The organism is Reyranella sp. (assembly GCF_004296935.1).
In the GTDB taxonomy this organism is placed as follows: domain Bacteria; phylum Pseudomonadota; class Alphaproteobacteria; order Reyranellales; family Reyranellaceae; genus Reyranella.
Genome location: NZ_SCVH01000010.1, coordinates 1 through 16,310 on the forward strand (window position 1 = coordinate 1; position 16,310 = coordinate 16,310).

The following is a 16,310-nucleotide window of genomic DNA, read 5'->3' on the forward strand; positions in this document are numbered from 1 at the left end:
AGGTCGATTTAACTCCTCCCCCGTCTGCGGGGGAGGTGCCCGCGTAGCGGGCGGAGGGGGTCGGACTCCGGGCCCACATTCGGGCCCAACACCCCCACGTTTCAGGTGGGCCCGTTGAGCCGGGCAAAATCCCGGAATTGTTGGCTTTCCGGCGGTTTGGAGAGCCAATTTCTGACAGCCGAGTTGGGCCAAATTCGAAAAGTTGGGCCCATCGATTGCGGCACCGGCGGCCGGAGTCCGGAAACGAAGACGGGGCCCCGCGGGGCCCCGTTTCCGTCGTCGCGACAGGTCGGATCAGACGGGCGCGTTCTGCTGCGCCACCATGCAGTAGAGCATGCCGATCGAGAACATGGTGTTGAAGCGGCTGGCGTAGAGCGCGGGCTTGGCGGCCGCGGCCTTCTGCTCGGCGGTCGCCTCGACCAGGCCCAGGATCTTCTGCTGGTTCGGCCAGATGATGAACCAGACGTTGAAAGCCATCACCAGCGCCATCCACATGCCGATGCCGATCATGACGAAGCCCGGCCGCAGCGTGAGCGCCTGCATGATGTAGCCCAGCATCCAGGCGAGCAGCAGGCCGGTCACCACCGTGGCGAGCGCGGCCCAGCGGAAGTAGAAGAGGACGTTGGGCGCGATGAACTTGCTGATGGCGGCGCGATGCTCGACCGGCTGGATCGTCGGCATGGTCGGCACCTGCACGAAGTTCAGGTACCAGAGCAGGCCGATCCACAGAACGCCGCTGATCACGTGCAGCCAGCGCATTGCGAAGCTTGCCCAGGCGTGGTCGATCTTGGTCATCTGGCCGGTGACGAGGCCCACGACGACGACGATGGCGATGAGCAGAACGACCCCGGCGCCGACCGTGCGCCCGGGCGATGTGAAGATGGCACCCATGAGGATTTCCCCTTATGTCGTTGACGGGATTGCGAAATCCCTGCGCTTGGCATTGTAAACTTCAACCCTTGCACGTTCAACGGCTGTTATCCCCGATGCCCGATTCCTACCGCGCACCTGACGTTTCGCACCGCTACGTGCTCGACCTGGTGCGCGCCACCGACCGCGATCGCTTCCTCGCCGCCCTGTTCGCGCCGGAGCCCGCGCGTCGCGGCCTGCTGGCACTTTTGGCCTTCGATCACGAGCTCGCGCGCACGCGGACCGTCACCCGCGAGCCGATGCTGGCTCGCATCCGGCTGGAGTGGTGGCGCGAGGCAATGGCCGAGGCAGCAGGGGCCGGCACGCCGCGGGCGCAGCCCATCGTCGAATCGCTGAGCGAAATCGCACGGCGGCACGGGCTCGGCGCCGAACGGCTCGCGGCACTGATCGACGCGCGCGAGGAGGAGATCGACGGGCCGCTCGATGTCGTGCGCGTGGGCCATGCGCTGGCCGATCTGCAGCTCGCGGTGCTGGGCGTGCGTGATGCCGCGACCCGTGATGCCGCATGTGCCGTCGGCGCGGCATGGTTGATGGGCGAAGGGCCGGAGCGCGACACGCTGCTGGCCGGGGCGCGGGCGCGGCGGGACGCGATCGATCCGGCGGCGCTGCCCATCCTGCTGCCGGCCCTGGCGCTCGACGGTGCGGCGAGCCCGTGGCGCAAGCCGCTCGCCTATTGGTGGGCCGCGCGGCGCGGGCGATACTGAGCCGACAATCAGTGGAGGAAGCGTGGCGCGGATCAAAGCCAACGGCATCGAGATCGAATACGAGACGTTCGGCAAGAAGGGCGATCCGGCGCTGCTGCTGATCATGGGGCTGGGCGCGCAACTTACTCTCTGGCCGGAGGCGCTGTGCGAGGGCCTGGCGGGGCGCGGCTTCCACGTCGTGCGCTACGACAACCGCGACGCCGGCCTGTCGACCGACTTCGACAAATGGGGCGTGCCCAATATCATGGAAGCCTTCATGAAACTCATGAAGGGCGACAAGGTCGCGGCGCCCTATCTGCTCGACGATCTCGCCAACGACGCGCTCGGCCTGCTCGATGCGCTGGACGTCGATCGGGCGCACATGGTCGGCGCCTCGATGGGCGGCATGATCGCCCAGATCCTCGCCGCGAAGTTCCCGCAACGCACGCGCTCGCTCGTCTCGATCATGTCGACCAGCGGCCGCCTCGGCCTGCCGGTGGGCAAGCCCGAGGCGGTGGCCATGCTCTCCGCGCAACCCGAGGGCCCGGCGCGCGAGCAGCTCGTCGCGCATGCCATCAAGCTGCGTACCGTGATCGGCAGTCCGGGCTTCCCGGCGGACCCTGCCGAGTTACGCGCCCTGGTCGAGCGCAACATCGACCGGCGCTACTATCCCGCGGGCGCGGCGCGGCAATATCTCGCCGTGATGGCGTCAGGCGATCGCGTCGACCTGCTCAAGACCGTCAAGGTGCCCACGCTGGTGCTGCACGGCGCCGACGATCCGCTGCTGCCGGTCGAGGGCGGCCGCGACGTGGCGAGCCTCGTGCCGGGCGCCAAAATCGAAACTTTCCCCGGTTGGGGCCACGATATTCCCAAAGAGATGGTCCCGAAGCTGGTCGAGAGCCTCTCGAAATTCTGCAAGGCTGCGTGAGGATCGGACGATGAAATTCGGCATCTTCTACGAACACCAGCTGCCCAGGCCGTGGGGCCCCCGAAGCGAATACCAGCTCCTGCAGGATTCGCTGACCCAGATCGAGCTCGCCGACAAGCTCGGCTACGACTACGCCTGGGAGGTCGAGCATCACTTCCTCGAGGAGTATTCGCACTCCTCGGCGCCCGAAGTCTTCCTGGGCGCCGCCAGCCAGCGCACCAAGCGCATTCGCTTGGGCCACGGCGTCATCCAGCTCACCACCAACAACCCGCATCGCGTCGCCGAGAAAGTGGCGACCCTCGATCTGCTCTCGGGCGGCCGCGTCGAGCTCGGCATGGGCGAGGCGGCGGGACCGGCGGAGCTGCATCCCTTCAACATCCGCGTCCGCGACAAGCGCGAGCGCTGGGAGGAGGCGGTGAAGGCCATCGTCCCGATGTTCACGAAGGAGAGCTGGGAGTTCCACGGCCAGTACTATGACTTCGAGGCGCGCAACGTCATTCCCAAGCCGTTCCAGAAGCCGCATCCGCCGCTCTGGGTCGCCTGCTCGAACATCGCCACCATCGCCAAGGCGGGCGAATGGGGGATGGGTGCCTTGGGTTTCACCTTCGTGACACCGGAGGCCGCGCGCGCCTGGGTGCACAAGTACTACAACAACCTTTTGAACAATTCGAAGAAGCTCGCCGACTATCCGAGCAACCCAAACGTGGCGATGGTCTCGGGCTTCATGTGCGCGCCGACCGACGCCGAGGCCGAAGCCAAGGCCGCCGGCTGGACCTTCTTCATCTTTGCGCTCTCCTACTACGGTCGGAAGGGCGTCGACGCGCCCGGCACGTCCAACCTGTGGGAGGAGTACCAGGCGTGGCGCGGCGGGCCGGAGGAGAAGAAGGCGCTGGAGTCGGGCCTGATCGGCTCACCCGCGACGATCGCGAAGAAACTTCGCCAGTTCCAGGCGAGCCGCGTCGACCAGGTGATCCTGCTCAACCAGGCCGGCAAGACCAGCCACCAGGATATCTGCTCCTCGCTGGAACTGTTCGCCAGGGAAGTGATGCCCGAGTTCCACGCCGCCGAGGCCGAGCACGCCGCGTGGAAGCAGAAGGTGCTCGACCGCGAGATCGTGCTGGAAGATCTCGACGTCGCGAAATACGACATCTTCAGCCATCAGAATGAACACATCGTCCGCCTCACGCCCGAGCAACTGAAGCAGAAGATGGCGGAGAAGGAAGCGGCGGCGAAGCGCGCGTGAGCTGCCTCCGGCCTCAGCCCTTGTTCGGATTGATCAGGAACTTCTCGCCGGTCGCGCGCTTGGCGTAGGCGGCAATGTTCTTGAGGTCGAGCGCCTCGGGCAGCGACACCACCTGGGTGTAGTGGCTGGCAAACGTCGTCTTCAGCGAATTGACGACCCGCTCGCGCAGCCGCACCTGGTCGGGCCGGCCGATCTTCTGCAGGAACGGCGTGAGCAGCCAGCCGCCGACGCCCCAGGCCATGCCGTAGTTGCGGTTGAGTTCGACCGCGCCGGTGCTGAGGCTGCCGTAGATATAGACCTGCTTGTGCGTGGTCGAGCCGTAGCGGCTGTATTCCTTGGCGGTCTTGTTGAGCGCGATCTCCATGCAGGTGAGGATCTGGCTCGCGAGCTTGCCACCGCCGATGGCGTCGAAGGCGATGGTGGCGCCGGTCTCGACCAGCGCTTGCGTCAGGTCGTCGGTGAAGGAGGCCGCACTCGAATCGACGATGTGTTTCGCACCGATGCCCTTGAGCAGCTTGGCCTGCTCAGGACTGCGCACGATGTTCACCAGCCCGATGCCGTCCTCGTTGCAGATCTTGTTCAGCATCTGGCCGAGGTTGGAGGCAGCGGCGGTGTGGACCAGCGCCTTGTGGCCCTCGCGCTTCATCGTTTCGGTCATGCCGAGCGCGGTCAGCGGATTGACGAACCACGAGGCGCCTTCGGCCGCGGTCGTGCCGGCCGGCAGCGGCTGGCAGTCCGACGCCTTGAGCAGGCGGTACTGCGCATACATCGCGCCGCCCACCATCGACACCGTCTTGCCCTTGAGCGCCTGGGCCGCCTCGGACGCGCCGGCCTTCACGACCGTGCCGGCGCCCTCGTTGCCGACCGGCATCGATTCGCCCAGCCGTGCGGCGAGGAAGGGCAGCGCCGCCGCCGGCACCTTGGCCGTCACCTTCACGCCGTCGCCGCTGCCGCTGGCCTTGAACGTCGCCGGATCGGCCGGCCCGAGCAGCAGGCCGAGGTCCGACGGATTGATCGGCGTCGCCTCGACCTTGACCACGACCTGGTCCGGACCGGGTTCGGGAACGTCGACCTTGGCCAGCGACAGTTCGAGGTCGCCCGCCTTGCTGATCAGGGAGCGAAGCTGCAGTCCGGAAATCTTGTTGGCGTCGCTCATGCTCGCTCTCCCGCTGTTTGTTTGCTGGGCCGCTTATGCCAAGCGCCACGGAGATGAACAAGCGGGGACGACCAAGCGCGATCTTTGTATGATGTCCGCCATGGCGCATCATCCCCGGATCGGCCTCGCCCTCGGCAGCGGCTCGGCGCGCGGCCTGTCGCACATCGGCGTCCTCGATGCGCTGCTCGAGGCCGGCATCGAGCCCGACGTCGTCTGCGGCACGTCGATCGGCGCGCTGGTCGGCGCGGCCTATGTCGCGGGCCAGCTGGACGGGCTCAGGCAGTGGGCGGAGACCGCGACCTGGCGCCAGGTCGTCCGGCTGATGGATGTCCGGCTGATGGGCGGCGGGTTGATCGACGGCAGGCAGGTGGTGGCCCTGCTGCGCAGGCTCGGCATCGACGCGCCGATCGAGAGCTACGCCAAGCGCTATGCCGCCGTCGCCACCGATCTTGCGAGCGGCCGCGAGGTCTGGCTGCAGACCGGGCCGATCCACGAGGCCGTGCGCGCCTCGATCGCCCTGCCGGGAATCGTCAGCCCGGTGGAGATCGACGGCAAATGGCTGGTCGACGGCGGCCTTACCAATCCGGTTCCCATCTCCGTATGCCGGGCCCTCGGCGCGGAAGTGATTATCGCGGTCAATCTCAACGGCGATCTGGTGGGACGGCGCTTCGACAAGGCGCGGACGGTACCGGCAGTGACCGCGCCGTCACGCGTGTCGACGGAACTCTTCAGGCGGATGCTGGGCCAGCTTCCGGGCGTCCGACCTGAACAGGCAGCGGAGGCCGCGCCGGATCAGTCTCGGGTGTCGTCGGCGCCGGGCTATCTCGACGTCCTCGCCAACTCCCTCAACATCATGCAGGACCACATCACCCGTACCCGTCTCGCGGGCGAACCGCCCGATGTGCTGCTCGTGCCGCGGTTGGGAGACATCGGCCTGATGGAATTCACGAAGGCGCGGGAAGCGATCGCCGAAGGCCGCCACTGTGTCCAGCACGCCCTGCCGATGCTGAAGCGGTACGTTTAGCGATGATTTATCTCCTCCCCCGGACATGCCTTCATAGGCGTGTCCGGGGGAGGTGGCCGCAGGCCGGAGGGGGTCTTAGGCGAACGCACGAGACTCCTGACCCCCTCCGCCCTTCGGGCACCTCCCCCGCGCGACGCGCGGGGGAGGAGAAGATCCGTAGCCGTTGAAGCAGCCCGGAGTTCATGTGATTTTCGGGCGCTGCTGTTCGTTCCACGAGGGGAGCATGTCATGGACTACTACGATCTCGGCACCTACGGGCGCGCCGTCACGACTTCGTCGCCGCAAGCCCAGATCTGGTTCGATCGTGGCCTCAACTGGCTCTACGGCTTCAACCATGCGGAAGCGATCAAGTGCTTCGCCAAGGCGGTGGAGCACGACCCCGGCTGCGCCATGGCACACTGGGGCATCGCCTATGCCGCCGGCCCCAACTACAACCTGCCCTGGCACCGCTACGACCCGGCCGGCAAGCAGGCCGCCCTCGCGGCATCCTACGACGCCATGAAGGGTGCGTTCGCCGTCATCGACAAGGCCTCGCCGATCGAGCAGGCGCTGATCCGCGCCCTGCCGGCACGCTATCCGCAGCGCGAGGCGATCGACGACCAGAAGCACTGGGACAAGGCCTTCACCGTCGAGATGCGCAAGCTCTTCAAGGCCCATCCCGACGACCTCGACCTGCGCTCGGTCTTCGTCGAGGCGATCATGAACGAGACGCCCTGGCTGATGTGGGACCTCAACACCGGCCGCGCCACGCCGGGCGCCGGCACCGACGAGGCGGTCGAGGTGCTGGAGCAGGCCTTCCGCGACATCCCCGCGAGCTGGGACCATCCCGGCCTGCTGCACCTCTATGTTCACTTGATGGAGATGTCGCCGTTCCCGCAGCGCGCGCTGCGCGCCGGCGACCGGCTGCGCGACCTCGTGCCCGACTCCGGCCATCTGATCCACATGCCGACCCATATCGACGTGCTCTGCGGCAACTACCGCGACGTCGTGGTCTACAACCAGAAGGCCGTCGCGGTGGACCGCAAGTTCCTGGCGCGCGAGGGCGCCATGAACGTCTATGCACTCTACCGCAGCCACGACCACCACTTCGTGGTCTACGGCGCCATGTTCCTCGGCCAGTACACGCCCGCCATCAAGGCGGCACAGGAGCTGATCGACACCACGCCCGAGGAGCTGTTGCGCATTCCCTCGCCGCCGATGGCCGACTTCATCGAGGGCTACCTCTCGGTGAAGCAGCATGTGCTGGTGCGCTTCGGCAAGTGGCGCGAGATCATCGCCCAGGAATTGCCGAAGGACCAGGCGCTCTATTGCGGGACCACGGCGATGACGCTCTACGCCAAGGGCGTGGCGCACTCGGTGCTGGGCGAGATCGAGGCGGCGGAGCGCATGCGCGAGGCATTCCGGGCCGCCAAGGCGCGCGTGCCGGAGTCGCGGCGGCTGCACAACAACACCATGGTCGACATGCTGGCGATCGCCGAGGAGATGCTGACCGGGGAGCTCGAATACCGCCGCGGCAACTTCGATCTCGCCTTCGCCCACCTGCGCCGCGCCGTGGAGCTCGACGATGCGCTGCCCTACGACGAGCCATGGGGCTGGATGCAGCCGACGCGCCACGCGCTGGGCGCGCTGCTGCTGGAGCAGGGGCATCTCGAGGAAGCCGAGGCGGTCTATCGCGCCGATCTCGGCTTCGACGGCAAGACCAACCGCGCCTGCTGGCATCCGGAGAACGTGTGGAGCCTGCACGGGCTGCACGAATGCCTGGTGCGACGCGGCGAGAAAGTCGAGGTGCCGCTGATCAAGGCCCGGCTCGACCTGGCGCTCGCGCGCGCCGAGGTCCCGATCCGCTCCTCGTGCCTCTGCCGGCGACAGGCGGCGTGAGGCGGGCCATGAAACGCAGGGAATTTGTCGCCGCGGCGTCCGTTGCCACCGTCTTCGCCGCGTCGGCGGATCTCGCCTTCGCCCAGGCCGGCGGCACGCTCGGCGTCCTGCTGCTGCACGGCAAGCAATCTCGGCCGAACACGCCGGGCTTCAACGACATCTCCTCCAAGCTGTCGGGTATCGGCGCCAAGGTGCTCGTGCCCTCGATGCCGTGGGAAGGGCAGGCTGGGAGCGCATCTCCGTGACCGTCGATCAGGTGCACGCGATGATCGACGGCTTCGTCGGCCAGCTGCGCGGTCAGGGCGCGCAACGCATCGTCGTCGGCGGACAGAGTCTCGGCGCGAACGTGGCGCTCTCCTATGCCGTCGCCCGGCAGAACATCGCGGCCTGTGTCATGCTCGCCCCCGGCCACAGCCCCGCTTATGTATCCCGCACCTATCCCGACGTGGCCGGCTTGCTGGAAAAGGCGGCGGCGATGGTCAATTCAGGCCAGGGTAACCAGCTGTTCAAAGGCACGGACGACAACCAAGGCAGCAAGCTTTCGCTCAACACGACTGCAGCAGCCTATCTCAGCTGGCTGAACCCGCGCGGTCAGGCCGCCATGCAGGCCCAGGCGCCGCTCCTGCCGGCCAGCATTCCGCTGCTCATGGTGATGGGCAAGCAGGACCCCGCGTTCAATTGCAATGAAGCGAACGTTTACCGGCCAGCTGCAAAGAACCCCTACAGCAAGTACATCGTCGTCAACGCCGGCCATCGCGACACCGACTTCGCTGCCTCGGCGCAGGTGGTGAGCTGGATTCAGGGATTGCCGGCCTGAGCGCTGCTCCAGCCTGACGGTCGGCGTGGTCGCTCTACTTGCGAAAGTGGGCCTCGTATTGCTCGACGAGCGGTGAGAGGTCCGACCACGCGCGCTTCGAGCGCAGGAAGACGTGTCGTATCTTGTAGCGGTCGGCGCGGATCCACCCGGGATCGTCGAAGGCGCCGGCGGGCAGAGTGCGCACGCCCGGCACCATCTGCAGCGTGAAGCCGAGGTTGCCGCCGCACCGGGCGCAGAATTCCATGTCGAGCCACCGGCCCGATTCATCGGAGACGTGCCGGTAGCGCGTGATGGCCTGGCCCGTGATCTCGACCTCGTCGCTGTTGAAGACGACCTCCGTGCCGAAGGCGGTGCCGGTGCGGCGCTGGCACCAGGTGCAATGGCAGATCGTGATGCGCGACGGCTCGGCGGTCGTCTTGAACCGCACGGCGCCACATATGCAGCCGCCGGTCCGTTCAGTCATTGCGTGCCTTCGAGATCTGATAGGTGTCCATGACTCATCCGTTCTTCGAAAACGTCGAGCTTCAATACCATATCGACCGCGAGCGTTGCTCGCAGGAGCCGCGCGGCACCCTGTTGATTCGCGCCGGACAACCACGGACTTGCGCGCGGAACCAGTCGAGCAGATCGGCATCGAGCCGCACCGTCGTCTGCGTCTTGCGGCTGGGTAGGGATTTGAGCGCGAGGCTCAGAGTGCTACCGCCAACGTTGCGCCACCCCAAACAACGAGGATCATGCCGGTGAGCCGGGATAGCCAGTGCGTCGAGGGAAGAACCTTCTCGGCCAATACGTACAGGCTAAGGGCCGCAACCCACAGCAGGTTCATGACGCCGCCCACGAACAGCAAGGCCATCAGCACCCAGCAGCAACCCAGGCAATAGGCGCCATGTTCGCAGCCCATGACGAAGGCGCCACTTGTGCCCTTGCGCCAGTGGGTCGTCACAAAGTCGAGGGGTGAGCGGCAGTGGCGCAGGCACGTTTGCTTCAAGGGCGTCAGCTGGTAGACGCCAGCGCCGACGAGAATGGCACCCGCAAGCAATCCGCTCGTGGTGCGCATTGCCATCGACATTACCAATGCCTGCTCCAGGCCGTATTGGAGCAGTGTCGCGGCAAGACCGAAGGAGACCCAAACCATCAGATATCCTCCGGCGAACGCCGGCGTGGCAACTGCCCGCCCGTCCCGTCCGTTGCGGCGCCGGCTGATCGTGTCGAACAGCAGGATCATCGGCGCGGCTGACGGCAGCATCATTGCCACCATCATCACCGCCCACATGGCGAACACCGCGGTCGCGAAGCCGGGCGACCACGCCATTGCCATGGGCTGGGTCAAGCTCATCCCGGCATGGTCCATGTCCATGCCGACGCCAAGCAGGAGATAGCTCCATGCGGCCAAGGTGACGCCAACGAGCGCGGCCTTTGCAACCGCCTGGTCATGCGCCAGCAGTTGGCGCAGAGAGGCGCCGGGCAACGACAACGAGGCGATCCGGTCAGCCAGCCACGCCAGCCGGTGTCTGGATCACCTTTGCGAGCGTGCTGTGGCCGTCGGGGAAGTTGAACTTGATGCCCGCCGTCGAGTTCATGCTGGCCTTGGCCACTTCACCGACCCGATGCTCGAAGCCATCGGGCATGACGACCTGGATGCGATGCTCGGCCCCGGTTATCGGATTCTTGATCGGTTCGACTTCGGTGTCGAGTACGCCCGGTATCGTCATGCGCGCCCGTCGCCCGGCCAGGTCGAAGGTCCAGGAGAAGGGGGCAAACACGGGATCGTGCATCTTGGTGACGATCAGGCTGAAGATGTGGAACATCGTGCCTTCGTCGGAGTTCTGCCCCGACAGGATGCCGAACAGCGCGTCGCGCTGCTCGGGCGTGGCGCGTTGGTCTATGATCGCCTGCATGGCGCCGTTGCCGAGATGCAGGGCGCCGGGAAAATCCACCGTCGCCGCAAAGTTCAGGCCGTCCAGCTTCACGGCTCCGAAGTGGCCCTTGACGATATGCATGCCGACCAGGCCACGGCAGAAGCCCTGGGTTGGCGGTGCGTTGAAATCGCAGGGGCAGCCGTAGGCGCAGCTGCAGTTCTTGATCCACTCGCCTTCGAGACGCCAGTCGGTCTTGGCCATTGTCATCTCCGTGTTTGGTGGTGCTGCAACATCGGGAAGGGCTACGGGACGCCACTTACGCCGCTACACATTCACTACGGAAATCGGAAAAGCCACCGTCGTGAGCTAGGTATCACGGCTTTGACGGAACCAGACTATCACTGAACAGCAAGGCATTGCAGGTCCTTTCTGCCGGCCCGGCCGGAGGCACACGCTACAGGCGCGTGATGTCCCGCCCCGTGATCTCGACCTCGTCGCTGTTGAAGACGACTTCCGTGCCGAAGGCGGTGCCGGTGCGGCGCTGGCACCAGGTGCAATGGCAGATCGTGATGCGCGACGGCTCGGCGGTCGTCCTGAACCGCATGGCGCCGCAGACGCATCCGCCAGTCCGCTCAGTCATCGCTCGCCCTCCGGATCAGATACGTATCCATGATCCAGCCGTTCTTCTGGCGTGCCTCGGTGCGGCGACGGTGGATTTCGCCCGCCACGTCCTTCAGCTTGCCGGAAATCAGGATCTCGTCGGGTGTCCCGAGATAGGCGCCCCAGTAGATTTCCATGTCCTGATCTGCGAAGCGCCTAAAAGTGTCCTCGCCGTCGAGCAGGACGGCCGCGCTGTCGATGCCGTCGGGGAATCCTTCGGCCAGCTTGCGCCCCGTCGTCAGCAGCACCGGTTCGGCGATGCGGTTGAGCGGGATCCTGTGGCGGGCGGCCAGCGCCTGCACCGCGGTGATGCCGGGGATCACTTCGAAGTCGATGGTGTGGCGACCGGTTGCGATGATCGCCTCGATGTTGCGGATGGTGCTGTCGTAAAGCATGGGGTCGCCCCATACGAGGATGCCGGCGGTCTCGCCGTCCTTCATCTCGCCCTGGATCATCGCCTCGAACACCGCCTGCTTGGCGGCGTTCAGCTCATCGACGCTGGCGCGGTAGTCAGCCGGCTGCGTGTTGCGCGGCGGGCTCGGCGCCTCGACGAAGCGGTGCCTGCGGTCCGGCGCGATGTGGCGGCGGCAGATCTCCTCGCGCACGTCCCGCAACTTTCCCTTGATGCGGCCCTTGTCCATCAGGAAGAAGACGTCGACGGCGTTAAGCGCCTTCACCGCCTGCACGGTGATGTAGTCCGGGTCGCCGGCGCCGATGCCGATGATGAGGATCTTCTTCACTGTCAGCCTCGTTTTCGCGGCACAAAATTTGCACGGCTTCTGCCATCTCCGCAGGAGGTTGCCATGACCGTCGACACCCTGACCAAGCCCGATCCATCTGCAACGGCGGCCCTGATCGCCACCGCCTTCTCCCATATCGCCCAAGGCGACACTGAGTACAAATCGGGCGGATTGCGCGATTTCTTCCTCTACCGCGACCTCGGCATCGCCGAGGCGACCAGGGGCCAGGTGATCGCCCAGCTGGTGAAGGCCAATCTGCCGCCGGAGGAGGGCACCGGCTGGCACTTCCACGAGGCCAAGTTCCACATCGTCATCATGCTGAAGGGCTGGGCGCGCTTCATGTACGAGACCGAGGAGACGCTGGTGAAGGCGGGCGACTGTGTCCACCAGCGCCCGGGCATCCGGCACTACCTGTTCGATTACTCGCCCGACATGGAATATCTCGAGATCGTGGGCCCGGCCGATTTCACCACGGTCGACGTCGAGGGCCCGTGTCCGATCCCGCCGCCGACGCCATGGAAGTAAAGTTGACGTTTCAGCAGATTTAAGGCTATATTTCTGCTATCGTCGGCGCGATGTGCATCTTCTGCGCGGGCCGCCCGGTCACTTGCCCGGCGCGGCCTTTTCGTGGCCGGCGATCATCCGAATTTCCGGACAGGTCCGACGATCGGGCCTGCGTTGAAAAGAATCTTCCAGTTCAAGCGGGCCGGCGCTTTGCGAATTTCCGGACAGGCACATCCTGGACAACTCGTGTCTGAAAAATCGCCCTCAACCGGTCCACGCGCGGCGCGTGGTCGAGAAGGCGAGGACCAGCGAGAAGGCCACGATGCCGGTCGCCACGCAGGCGTAGAGGCCGGAGACGCCCCAGCCGAAGGTGTCGAGGGCGAGCAGGCTGCCGCCGGCGGCGATGGTGATGCGCGTGAGGTTGGCGCCGATCGGCCAGACCATCTCGCCGGTGCCCTGCGAGGCGAAGTAGAGCGCCATGGCGACGCCGAAGAAGCCGTACACCGGGCCGACAATGCGGAGATAGTGGCGGCCCGAGGCGAGCGCGCCGGGATCGCTGGTGAACAGGCCGAGCCAGAGGTCGGGCCAGATCGCCACGACGATGCCGATGAGGGCGGCGACGCAGCCCGCCATCAGCGCCCCGGTCCAGGCCAGGCGCTGGGCGCGGGCATATTGGCGGGCGCCGATGTTGGTGCCGACCAGCGCCGTCAGCGTCGCGCCGATGCCGAAGCTGATCGGGATCAGCATGTATTCGAGGCGGCTGCCGATGCCGTAGCCCGCAATGGCGGCGTCGCCCTGGCGGCCGATCAGGCCGGTCACGATCAGCACCGTGCCGTTGGTCAGGATCACCACGAGGCAGGCGATGGCGCCGACCTTCAGGATGTCGCGGAAGGCGCGCCAGCGAAAGCCGTCGACTGGCCAGCGCAGCCGCACCGTCGCACGTTCGCCGGTGAGCCGGGTCAGCATCCAGACGGCGGCGAAGGCGAAGGAGATCACCGCGGCGGCGGCCGGTCCGCGGATGCCGAGCGCCGGCAGGCCGAACCAGCCCAAGGTCAAGGCGCCGGTGAGCGGGATCTGCAGCGCCGCGCTTGCCACCAGCGCATAGCCCGGCGTCTTCATGTCGCCGGTGCCGCGCAGCACCGAGGCCATCGAGTTGGCGACCCAGTGCACGATGCAGCCCAGGAACAGGATGGTGGCGAAGGCCTCGGCGCCGTCGAGTGCGCCGCCGCTGCCGCCCAGCGCGCCGAAGATCAGCCGGCCGAAGCCCACGAAGATGACGGCGAACAGGGCGGCCATGCCGAGCGCGATCACCAGCGCATGCGCCGCCGCCGCTTCCGCTGCCGCCTTGTTGCCCGAGCCCAGCGCGCGCGCGACCGAGGAGGAGATGCCGCCGCCCATGGCGCCGGCCGACATCATGCCCAAGGTCATCTGGGCCGGGAACACCAGCGCGAGCGCCGCGAGCGCGGTGGTGCTTCCGAGCTGGCCCACGAACCAGCCGTCGGAAATGCTGACCAGGCTCTGCATGGCCACGTTCAGCACATTGGGGGTGGCAAGGGCCAGGATGGTGGGCACGATCGGCCCGGCCAGCATCATCTGCCGGCGGTCAGCGGGGGTCATTGCCGACTAGTTAGCACGCAACGTGCTGCATGCTCGCGAACTTATCTCATGGGGGTATCAGCGCAGCCTCATGACGGTTTCGGCAAGCTGGTCGATGGTGTCGATCTCGGCAACGAGGTTCAACGGGATGGTGACGTCGAAGCGATCTTCCAGTTCCATGATCACGTCCATGATCGTGAGCGAATCGACGGTGAGGCCGGTCGAGATCACGGTCTGCGGCGTGATGCCCTTGCCGCCGACCTGATAGGGTGCCAGCAGGCGGAAGATCTCCTGCATCACGTCGTGGCCGAGGTCGGCGACCCGTTCCTGTGTGGCGAGCATGGCAATTCTCCGTCTGGGGGTGATGGTATTTCAACGCATCACGGGGCCGACGGGAAATAACGTTTGGTTACCCAACGTTGCGGATCGTTACGGATTGTTTCGCGCGACTCACTCCGCCGCGAGCGGCGCCGGCGCCAGCCACTGGTCGAAATCGCGCAAGGCGCGGGCGCTCATCGCCTGCTTGCGGTCCTTGCCCTTGGATGGGCCGTCGATCGGCGGGAACAGGCCGAAGTTGACGTTCATCGGCTGGAAGGTGGTGGCATCGGCGCCGCCGGTGATGTGGCCCAGCAGGGCGCCCATCGCGGTGGTCGGTGGCGGCGGGGCCTGTGTGCGGCCGAGTCTCTCGGCTGCCGCGAAACGTCCGGTCATCAGGCCGACGGCGGCGCTTTCGACATAGCCCTCGCAGCCGGTGATCTGGCCCGCAAACCGGAGTCGTGGCATGGCCTTCAGCCGCAAGGTGGCATCGAGCAGGCGCGGGCTGTTGAGGAAGGTGTTGCGATGCAAGCCTCCCAGCCGCGCGAACTCGGCTTTCTCGAGGCCCGGGATGGTGCGGAAGATCCTGGTCTGCTCGCCGTGCTTCAGCTTGGTCTGGAAGCCCACGATGTTCCACAGCGTGCCGAGCGCATTGTCCTGGCGAAGCTGCACCACCGCCCACGGCCGCGTGCCGGTGCGCGGATCGCGCAGGCCGACGGGTTTCATCGGCCCGAAGCGCAGCGTCTGCGGCCCGCTCTTGGCGATCACCTCGATCGGCTGGCAGCCGTTGAAGTAGGGAGTATTGGCCTCCCACTCCTTGAACTCGGTCTTGTCGCCCGCCAGCAGGGCTTCGACGAAGGCCTCGTACTGCGGCTTGTCCATCGGGCAGTTGAGATAGTCGGCGCCGTCGCCGCCCGGGCCACCCTTGTCGTAGCGCGACTGCTTCCAGGCAATCGAAAGATCGATGCTCTCGTGATGCACGATCGGCGCGATGGCATCGAAGAAGGCGAGCGACTCCTCGCCCGTGAGTTTGGCCAGTGCCTCGGCCAGCGCCGGCGAGGTGAGGGGCCCCGTCGCCACGATCACGCTGTCCCACGCTTCGGGCGGCAGGCCCGCGACTTCGGCGCGCTCCAGCGTCACCAGCGGATGGGCGAGCAGCGTCTCCTGTACCGCGGCCGAGAAACCATGGCGGTCGACGGCGAGCGCCCCGCCGGCCGGCAGCTTGTGGGCGTCGGCCGCGCGCATGATCAGCGAGCCCGCGCGCCGCATCTCCTCGTGCAGCAGGCCCACGGCATTGTTCTGCGCATCGTCGGAGCGGAAGGAATTGGAGCAGACGAGTTCGGCGAGATTTTCGGTGAGGTGGGCCTCGGTGCCGCGCGTGGGCCGCATCTCGTGCAGCACCACGGGCACGCCTGCTTGCGCGAGCTGCCACGCCGCCTCGCTGCCCGCGAGGCCGCCGCCCACGATGTGCACGCTTGCGATGCTTGACGTCATACTCTCCGACCTGAATACCGTTCGCCTCCTTACATGGGAGAGACCGTCATGGCGATCAAGTTCCACAATCCCAGGTCCGTCGCGCTCACCGGCAAATACAGCCTGGGCGTCGAGGTCCCGGCCGACGCCCGACTGCTCTTCCTGGCAGGCCAGGTCGGCTACGATTCCAAAGGCAGGCTGGCGCCCAGCTTCGAGAAGCAGTGCGACCTCACCTGGAAGAACATCGGCCAGATCCTGAAGAGCGCCGGCATGGGTTTGGGCAACATCGTGAGGGTCACCGGCTTCATCACCGATTCGCGCTTCATCGCGCCCTACCGCGACGCCCGCGCGAAGTTCCTGAAAAGCCCCTATCCGGCCGCGACCCTGATCGTCGTTTCTGGCCTCGCCGATCCCGGCATGTTCGTCGAGATCGAGGTGGTGGCGGCGAAGTAGCTTGACGTCACGCTCCCCGACCTGAAACCGTGAGGTTCATTCCAGGGGAGA

20 protein-coding genes are annotated in these 16,310 nt (G+C 66.4%); 9 read left to right on the forward strand and 11 right to left on the reverse strand.

The window, feature by feature from the left end; genetic code table 11:
- Positions 1-294 precede the first annotated feature (294 nt).
- Positions 295-891, reverse strand: coding sequence for a urate hydroxylase PuuD (locus EPO55_RS00885; RefSeq protein WP_296334491.1), 597 nt, complete (start codon positions 889-891; stop codon positions 295-297).
- A gap of 95 nt (positions 892-986) precedes the next feature.
- Between EPO55_RS00885 and EPO55_RS00890 the strand changes: the two genes are divergently transcribed.
- From EPO55_RS00890 to EPO55_RS00900, 3 genes are read left to right on the forward strand one after another with little or no spacing between them, the layout of a single operon-like run.
- Positions 987-1,634 carry a squalene/phytoene synthase family protein gene (locus EPO55_RS00890; RefSeq protein WP_296334492.1) on the forward strand — a complete coding sequence of 216 codons (648 nt, stop codon included), beginning with the start codon at positions 987-989 and terminating at the stop codon, positions 1,632-1,634.
- A gap of 22 nt (positions 1,635-1,656) precedes the next feature.
- Entirely contained in the window at positions 1,657-2,541 is an 885-nt protein-coding gene (locus EPO55_RS00895) for an alpha/beta fold hydrolase (protein ID WP_296334493.1), read from the forward strand.
- A gap of 10 nt (positions 2,542-2,551) precedes the next feature.
- The gene (locus EPO55_RS00900; protein WP_296334494.1) at positions 2,552-3,784 is read left to right on the forward strand and encodes an LLM class flavin-dependent oxidoreductase; all 1,233 of its coding nucleotides are present in this window, start codon (positions 2,552-2,554) and stop codon (positions 3,782-3,784) included.
- Between the two features lie 13 nt (positions 3,785-3,797).
- On the opposite strand, the gene EPO55_RS00905 is transcribed toward EPO55_RS00900, so the two are convergent.
- Positions 3,798-4,940, reverse strand: coding sequence for a zinc-binding dehydrogenase (locus tag EPO55_RS00905; RefSeq protein WP_296334495.1), 1,143 nt, complete (start codon positions 4,938-4,940; stop codon positions 3,798-3,800).
- A gap of 100 nt (positions 4,941-5,040) precedes the next feature.
- Between EPO55_RS00905 and EPO55_RS00910 the strand changes: the two genes are divergently transcribed.
- From EPO55_RS00910 to EPO55_RS00925, 4 genes are all read left to right on the forward strand, one after another.
- Positions 5,041-5,964, forward strand: coding sequence for a patatin-like phospholipase family protein (locus EPO55_RS00910; RefSeq protein WP_296334496.1), 924 nt, complete (start codon positions 5,041-5,043; stop codon positions 5,962-5,964).
- A gap of 228 nt (positions 5,965-6,192) precedes the next feature.
- Positions 6,193-7,842, forward strand: coding sequence for a tetratricopeptide repeat protein (locus EPO55_RS00915; RefSeq protein ID WP_296334497.1), 1,650 nt, complete (start codon positions 6,193-6,195; stop codon positions 7,840-7,842).
- A gap of 8 nt (positions 7,843-7,850) precedes the next feature.
- Complete coding sequence (locus EPO55_RS00920; RefSeq protein WP_296334498.1) at positions 7,851-8,087, forward strand: hypothetical protein; 237 nt, start codon at positions 7,851-7,853, stop codon at positions 8,085-8,087.
- Positions 8,084-8,659 carry an alpha/beta hydrolase gene (locus EPO55_RS00925; protein ID WP_296334499.1) on the forward strand — a complete coding sequence of 192 codons (576 nt, stop codon included), beginning with the start codon at positions 8,084-8,086 and terminating at the stop codon, positions 8,657-8,659. The genes EPO55_RS00920 and EPO55_RS00925 overlap by 4 nt, the downstream gene beginning before the upstream one ends.
- 34 nt (positions 8,660-8,693) lie before the next feature.
- Here the strand turns inward: EPO55_RS00925 and EPO55_RS00930 are convergent, their stop codons facing one another.
- The 6 genes from EPO55_RS00930 to cobF all read right to left on the reverse strand — a co-directional run bounded on the left by EPO55_RS00930 (position 8,694) and on the right by cobF (position 11,918).
- Positions 8,694-9,122, reverse strand: a complete 429-nt coding sequence (locus EPO55_RS00930) for a GFA family protein (protein ID WP_296334500.1) — start codon at positions 9,120-9,122, stop codon at positions 8,694-8,696.
- A 61-nt stretch (positions 9,123-9,183) separates the two neighbouring features.
- Positions 9,184-9,381 (reverse strand): BrnA antitoxin family protein, encoded by a 198-nt coding sequence (locus EPO55_RS26115; RefSeq protein ID WP_363718213.1) that lies wholly within the window; start codon positions 9,379-9,381, stop codon positions 9,184-9,186.
- The gene (locus EPO55_RS00935) at positions 9,348-10,133 is read right to left on the reverse strand and encodes a DUF2182 domain-containing protein (protein WP_296334501.1); all 786 of its coding nucleotides are present in this window, start codon (positions 10,131-10,133) and stop codon (positions 9,348-9,350) included. Before EPO55_RS00935 ends, EPO55_RS26115 begins: the two co-directional genes overlap by 34 nt.
- A 13-nt stretch (positions 10,134-10,146) precedes the next feature.
- Positions 10,147-10,779, reverse strand: a complete 633-nt coding sequence (locus EPO55_RS00940; RefSeq protein ID WP_296334502.1) for a DUF1326 domain-containing protein — start codon at positions 10,777-10,779, stop codon at positions 10,147-10,149.
- Between the two features lie 193 nt (positions 10,780-10,972).
- The gene (locus EPO55_RS00945; protein ID WP_296334503.1) at positions 10,973-11,158 is read right to left on the reverse strand and encodes a GFA family protein; all 186 of its coding nucleotides are present in this window, start codon (positions 11,156-11,158) and stop codon (positions 10,973-10,975) included.
- A complete protein-coding gene (gene cobF / locus EPO55_RS00950) occupies positions 11,151-11,918 on the reverse strand; it encodes a precorrin-6A synthase (deacetylating) (RefSeq protein WP_296334504.1) in 768 nt (255 codons plus the stop codon). The genes EPO55_RS00945 and cobF overlap by 8 nt, the downstream gene beginning before the upstream one ends.
- Before the next feature lie 63 nt (positions 11,919-11,981).
- On the opposite strand from cobF, the gene EPO55_RS00955 reads away from it, so the two are divergent.
- A complete protein-coding gene (locus tag EPO55_RS00955) occupies positions 11,982-12,443 on the forward strand; it encodes a cupin domain-containing protein (RefSeq protein WP_296334505.1) in 462 nt (153 codons plus the stop codon).
- A 243-nt stretch (positions 12,444-12,686) separates the two neighbouring features.
- Here EPO55_RS00955 and EPO55_RS00960 read toward each other — a convergent pair whose 3' ends face one another.
- From EPO55_RS00960 to trmFO, 3 genes are all read right to left on the reverse strand, one after another.
- Positions 12,687-14,039, reverse strand: a complete 1,353-nt coding sequence (locus tag EPO55_RS00960; RefSeq protein WP_296334506.1) for an MATE family efflux transporter — start codon at positions 14,037-14,039, stop codon at positions 12,687-12,689.
- A gap of 57 nt (positions 14,040-14,096) precedes the next feature.
- Positions 14,097-14,360 carry an acyl carrier protein gene (locus EPO55_RS00965; RefSeq protein ID WP_296334507.1) on the reverse strand — a complete coding sequence of 88 codons (264 nt, stop codon included), beginning with the start codon at positions 14,358-14,360 and terminating at the stop codon, positions 14,097-14,099.
- A gap of 108 nt (positions 14,361-14,468) precedes the next feature.
- A complete protein-coding gene (gene trmFO / locus EPO55_RS00970) occupies positions 14,469-15,827 on the reverse strand; it encodes a methylenetetrahydrofolate--tRNA-(uracil(54)-C(5))-methyltransferase (FADH(2)-oxidizing) TrmFO (protein ID WP_296334508.1) in 1,359 nt (452 codons plus the stop codon).
- 48 nt (positions 15,828-15,875) lie between these two features.
- Here trmFO and EPO55_RS00975 point away from each other — a divergent pair, with 48 nt between their 5' ends.
- Positions 15,876-16,259, forward strand: coding sequence for a RidA family protein (locus tag EPO55_RS00975; RefSeq protein ID WP_296334509.1), 384 nt, complete (start codon positions 15,876-15,878; stop codon positions 16,257-16,259).
- The last annotated feature ends 51 nt before the right edge of the window (positions 16,260-16,310 follow it).

What these genes read in the sequence shown, in the direction of transcription:
- EPO55_RS00885 (WP_296334491.1), bottom strand. Translation starts at nt 891, where the DNA reads ATGGGTGCCATCTTCACATCGCCCGGGCGCACGGTCGGCGCCGGGGTC.
- EPO55_RS00890 (WP_296334492.1), top strand. Translation starts at nt 987, where the DNA reads ATGCCCGATTCCTACCGCGCACCTGACGTTTCGCACCGCTACGTGCTC.
- EPO55_RS00900 (WP_296334494.1), top strand. Translation starts at nt 2,552, where the DNA reads ATGAAATTCGGCATCTTCTACGAACACCAGCTGCCCAGGCCGTGGGGC.
- EPO55_RS00905 (WP_296334495.1), bottom strand. Translation starts at nt 4,940, where the DNA reads ATGAGCGACGCCAACAAGATTTCCGGACTGCAGCTTCGCTCCCTGATC.
- EPO55_RS00910 (WP_296334496.1), top strand. Translation starts at nt 5,041, where the DNA reads ATGGCGCATCATCCCCGGATCGGCCTCGCCCTCGGCAGCGGCTCGGCG.
- EPO55_RS00915 (WP_296334497.1), top strand. Translation starts at nt 6,193, where the DNA reads ATGGACTACTACGATCTCGGCACCTACGGGCGCGCCGTCACGACTTCG.
- EPO55_RS00920 (WP_296334498.1), top strand. Translation starts at nt 7,851, where the DNA reads ATGAAACGCAGGGAATTTGTCGCCGCGGCGTCCGTTGCCACCGTCTTC.
- EPO55_RS00930 (WP_296334500.1), bottom strand. Translation starts at nt 9,122, where the DNA reads ATGACTGAACGGACCGGCGGCTGCATATGTGGCGCCGTGCGGTTCAAG.
- EPO55_RS00940 (WP_296334502.1), bottom strand. Translation starts at nt 10,779, where the DNA reads ATGGCCAAGACCGACTGGCGTCTCGAAGGCGAGTGGATCAAGAACTGC.
- EPO55_RS00945 (WP_296334503.1), bottom strand. Translation starts at nt 11,158, where the DNA reads ATGACTGAGCGGACTGGCGGATGCGTCTGCGGCGCCATGCGGTTCAGG.
- EPO55_RS00955 (WP_296334505.1), top strand. Translation starts at nt 11,982, where the DNA reads ATGACCGTCGACACCCTGACCAAGCCCGATCCATCTGCAACGGCGGCC.
- EPO55_RS00960 (WP_296334506.1), bottom strand. Translation starts at nt 14,039, where the DNA reads ATGACCCCCGCTGACCGCCGGCAGATGATGCTGGCCGGGCCGATCGTG.
- EPO55_RS00965 (WP_296334507.1), bottom strand. Translation starts at nt 14,360, where the DNA reads ATGCTCGCCACACAGGAACGGGTCGCCGACCTCGGCCACGACGTGATG.
- trmFO (WP_296334508.1), bottom strand. Translation starts at nt 15,827, where the DNA reads ATGACGTCAAGCATCGCAAGCGTGCACATCGTGGGCGGCGGCCTCGCG.
- EPO55_RS00975 (WP_296334509.1), top strand. Translation starts at nt 15,876, where the DNA reads ATGGCGATCAAGTTCCACAATCCCAGGTCCGTCGCGCTCACCGGCAAA.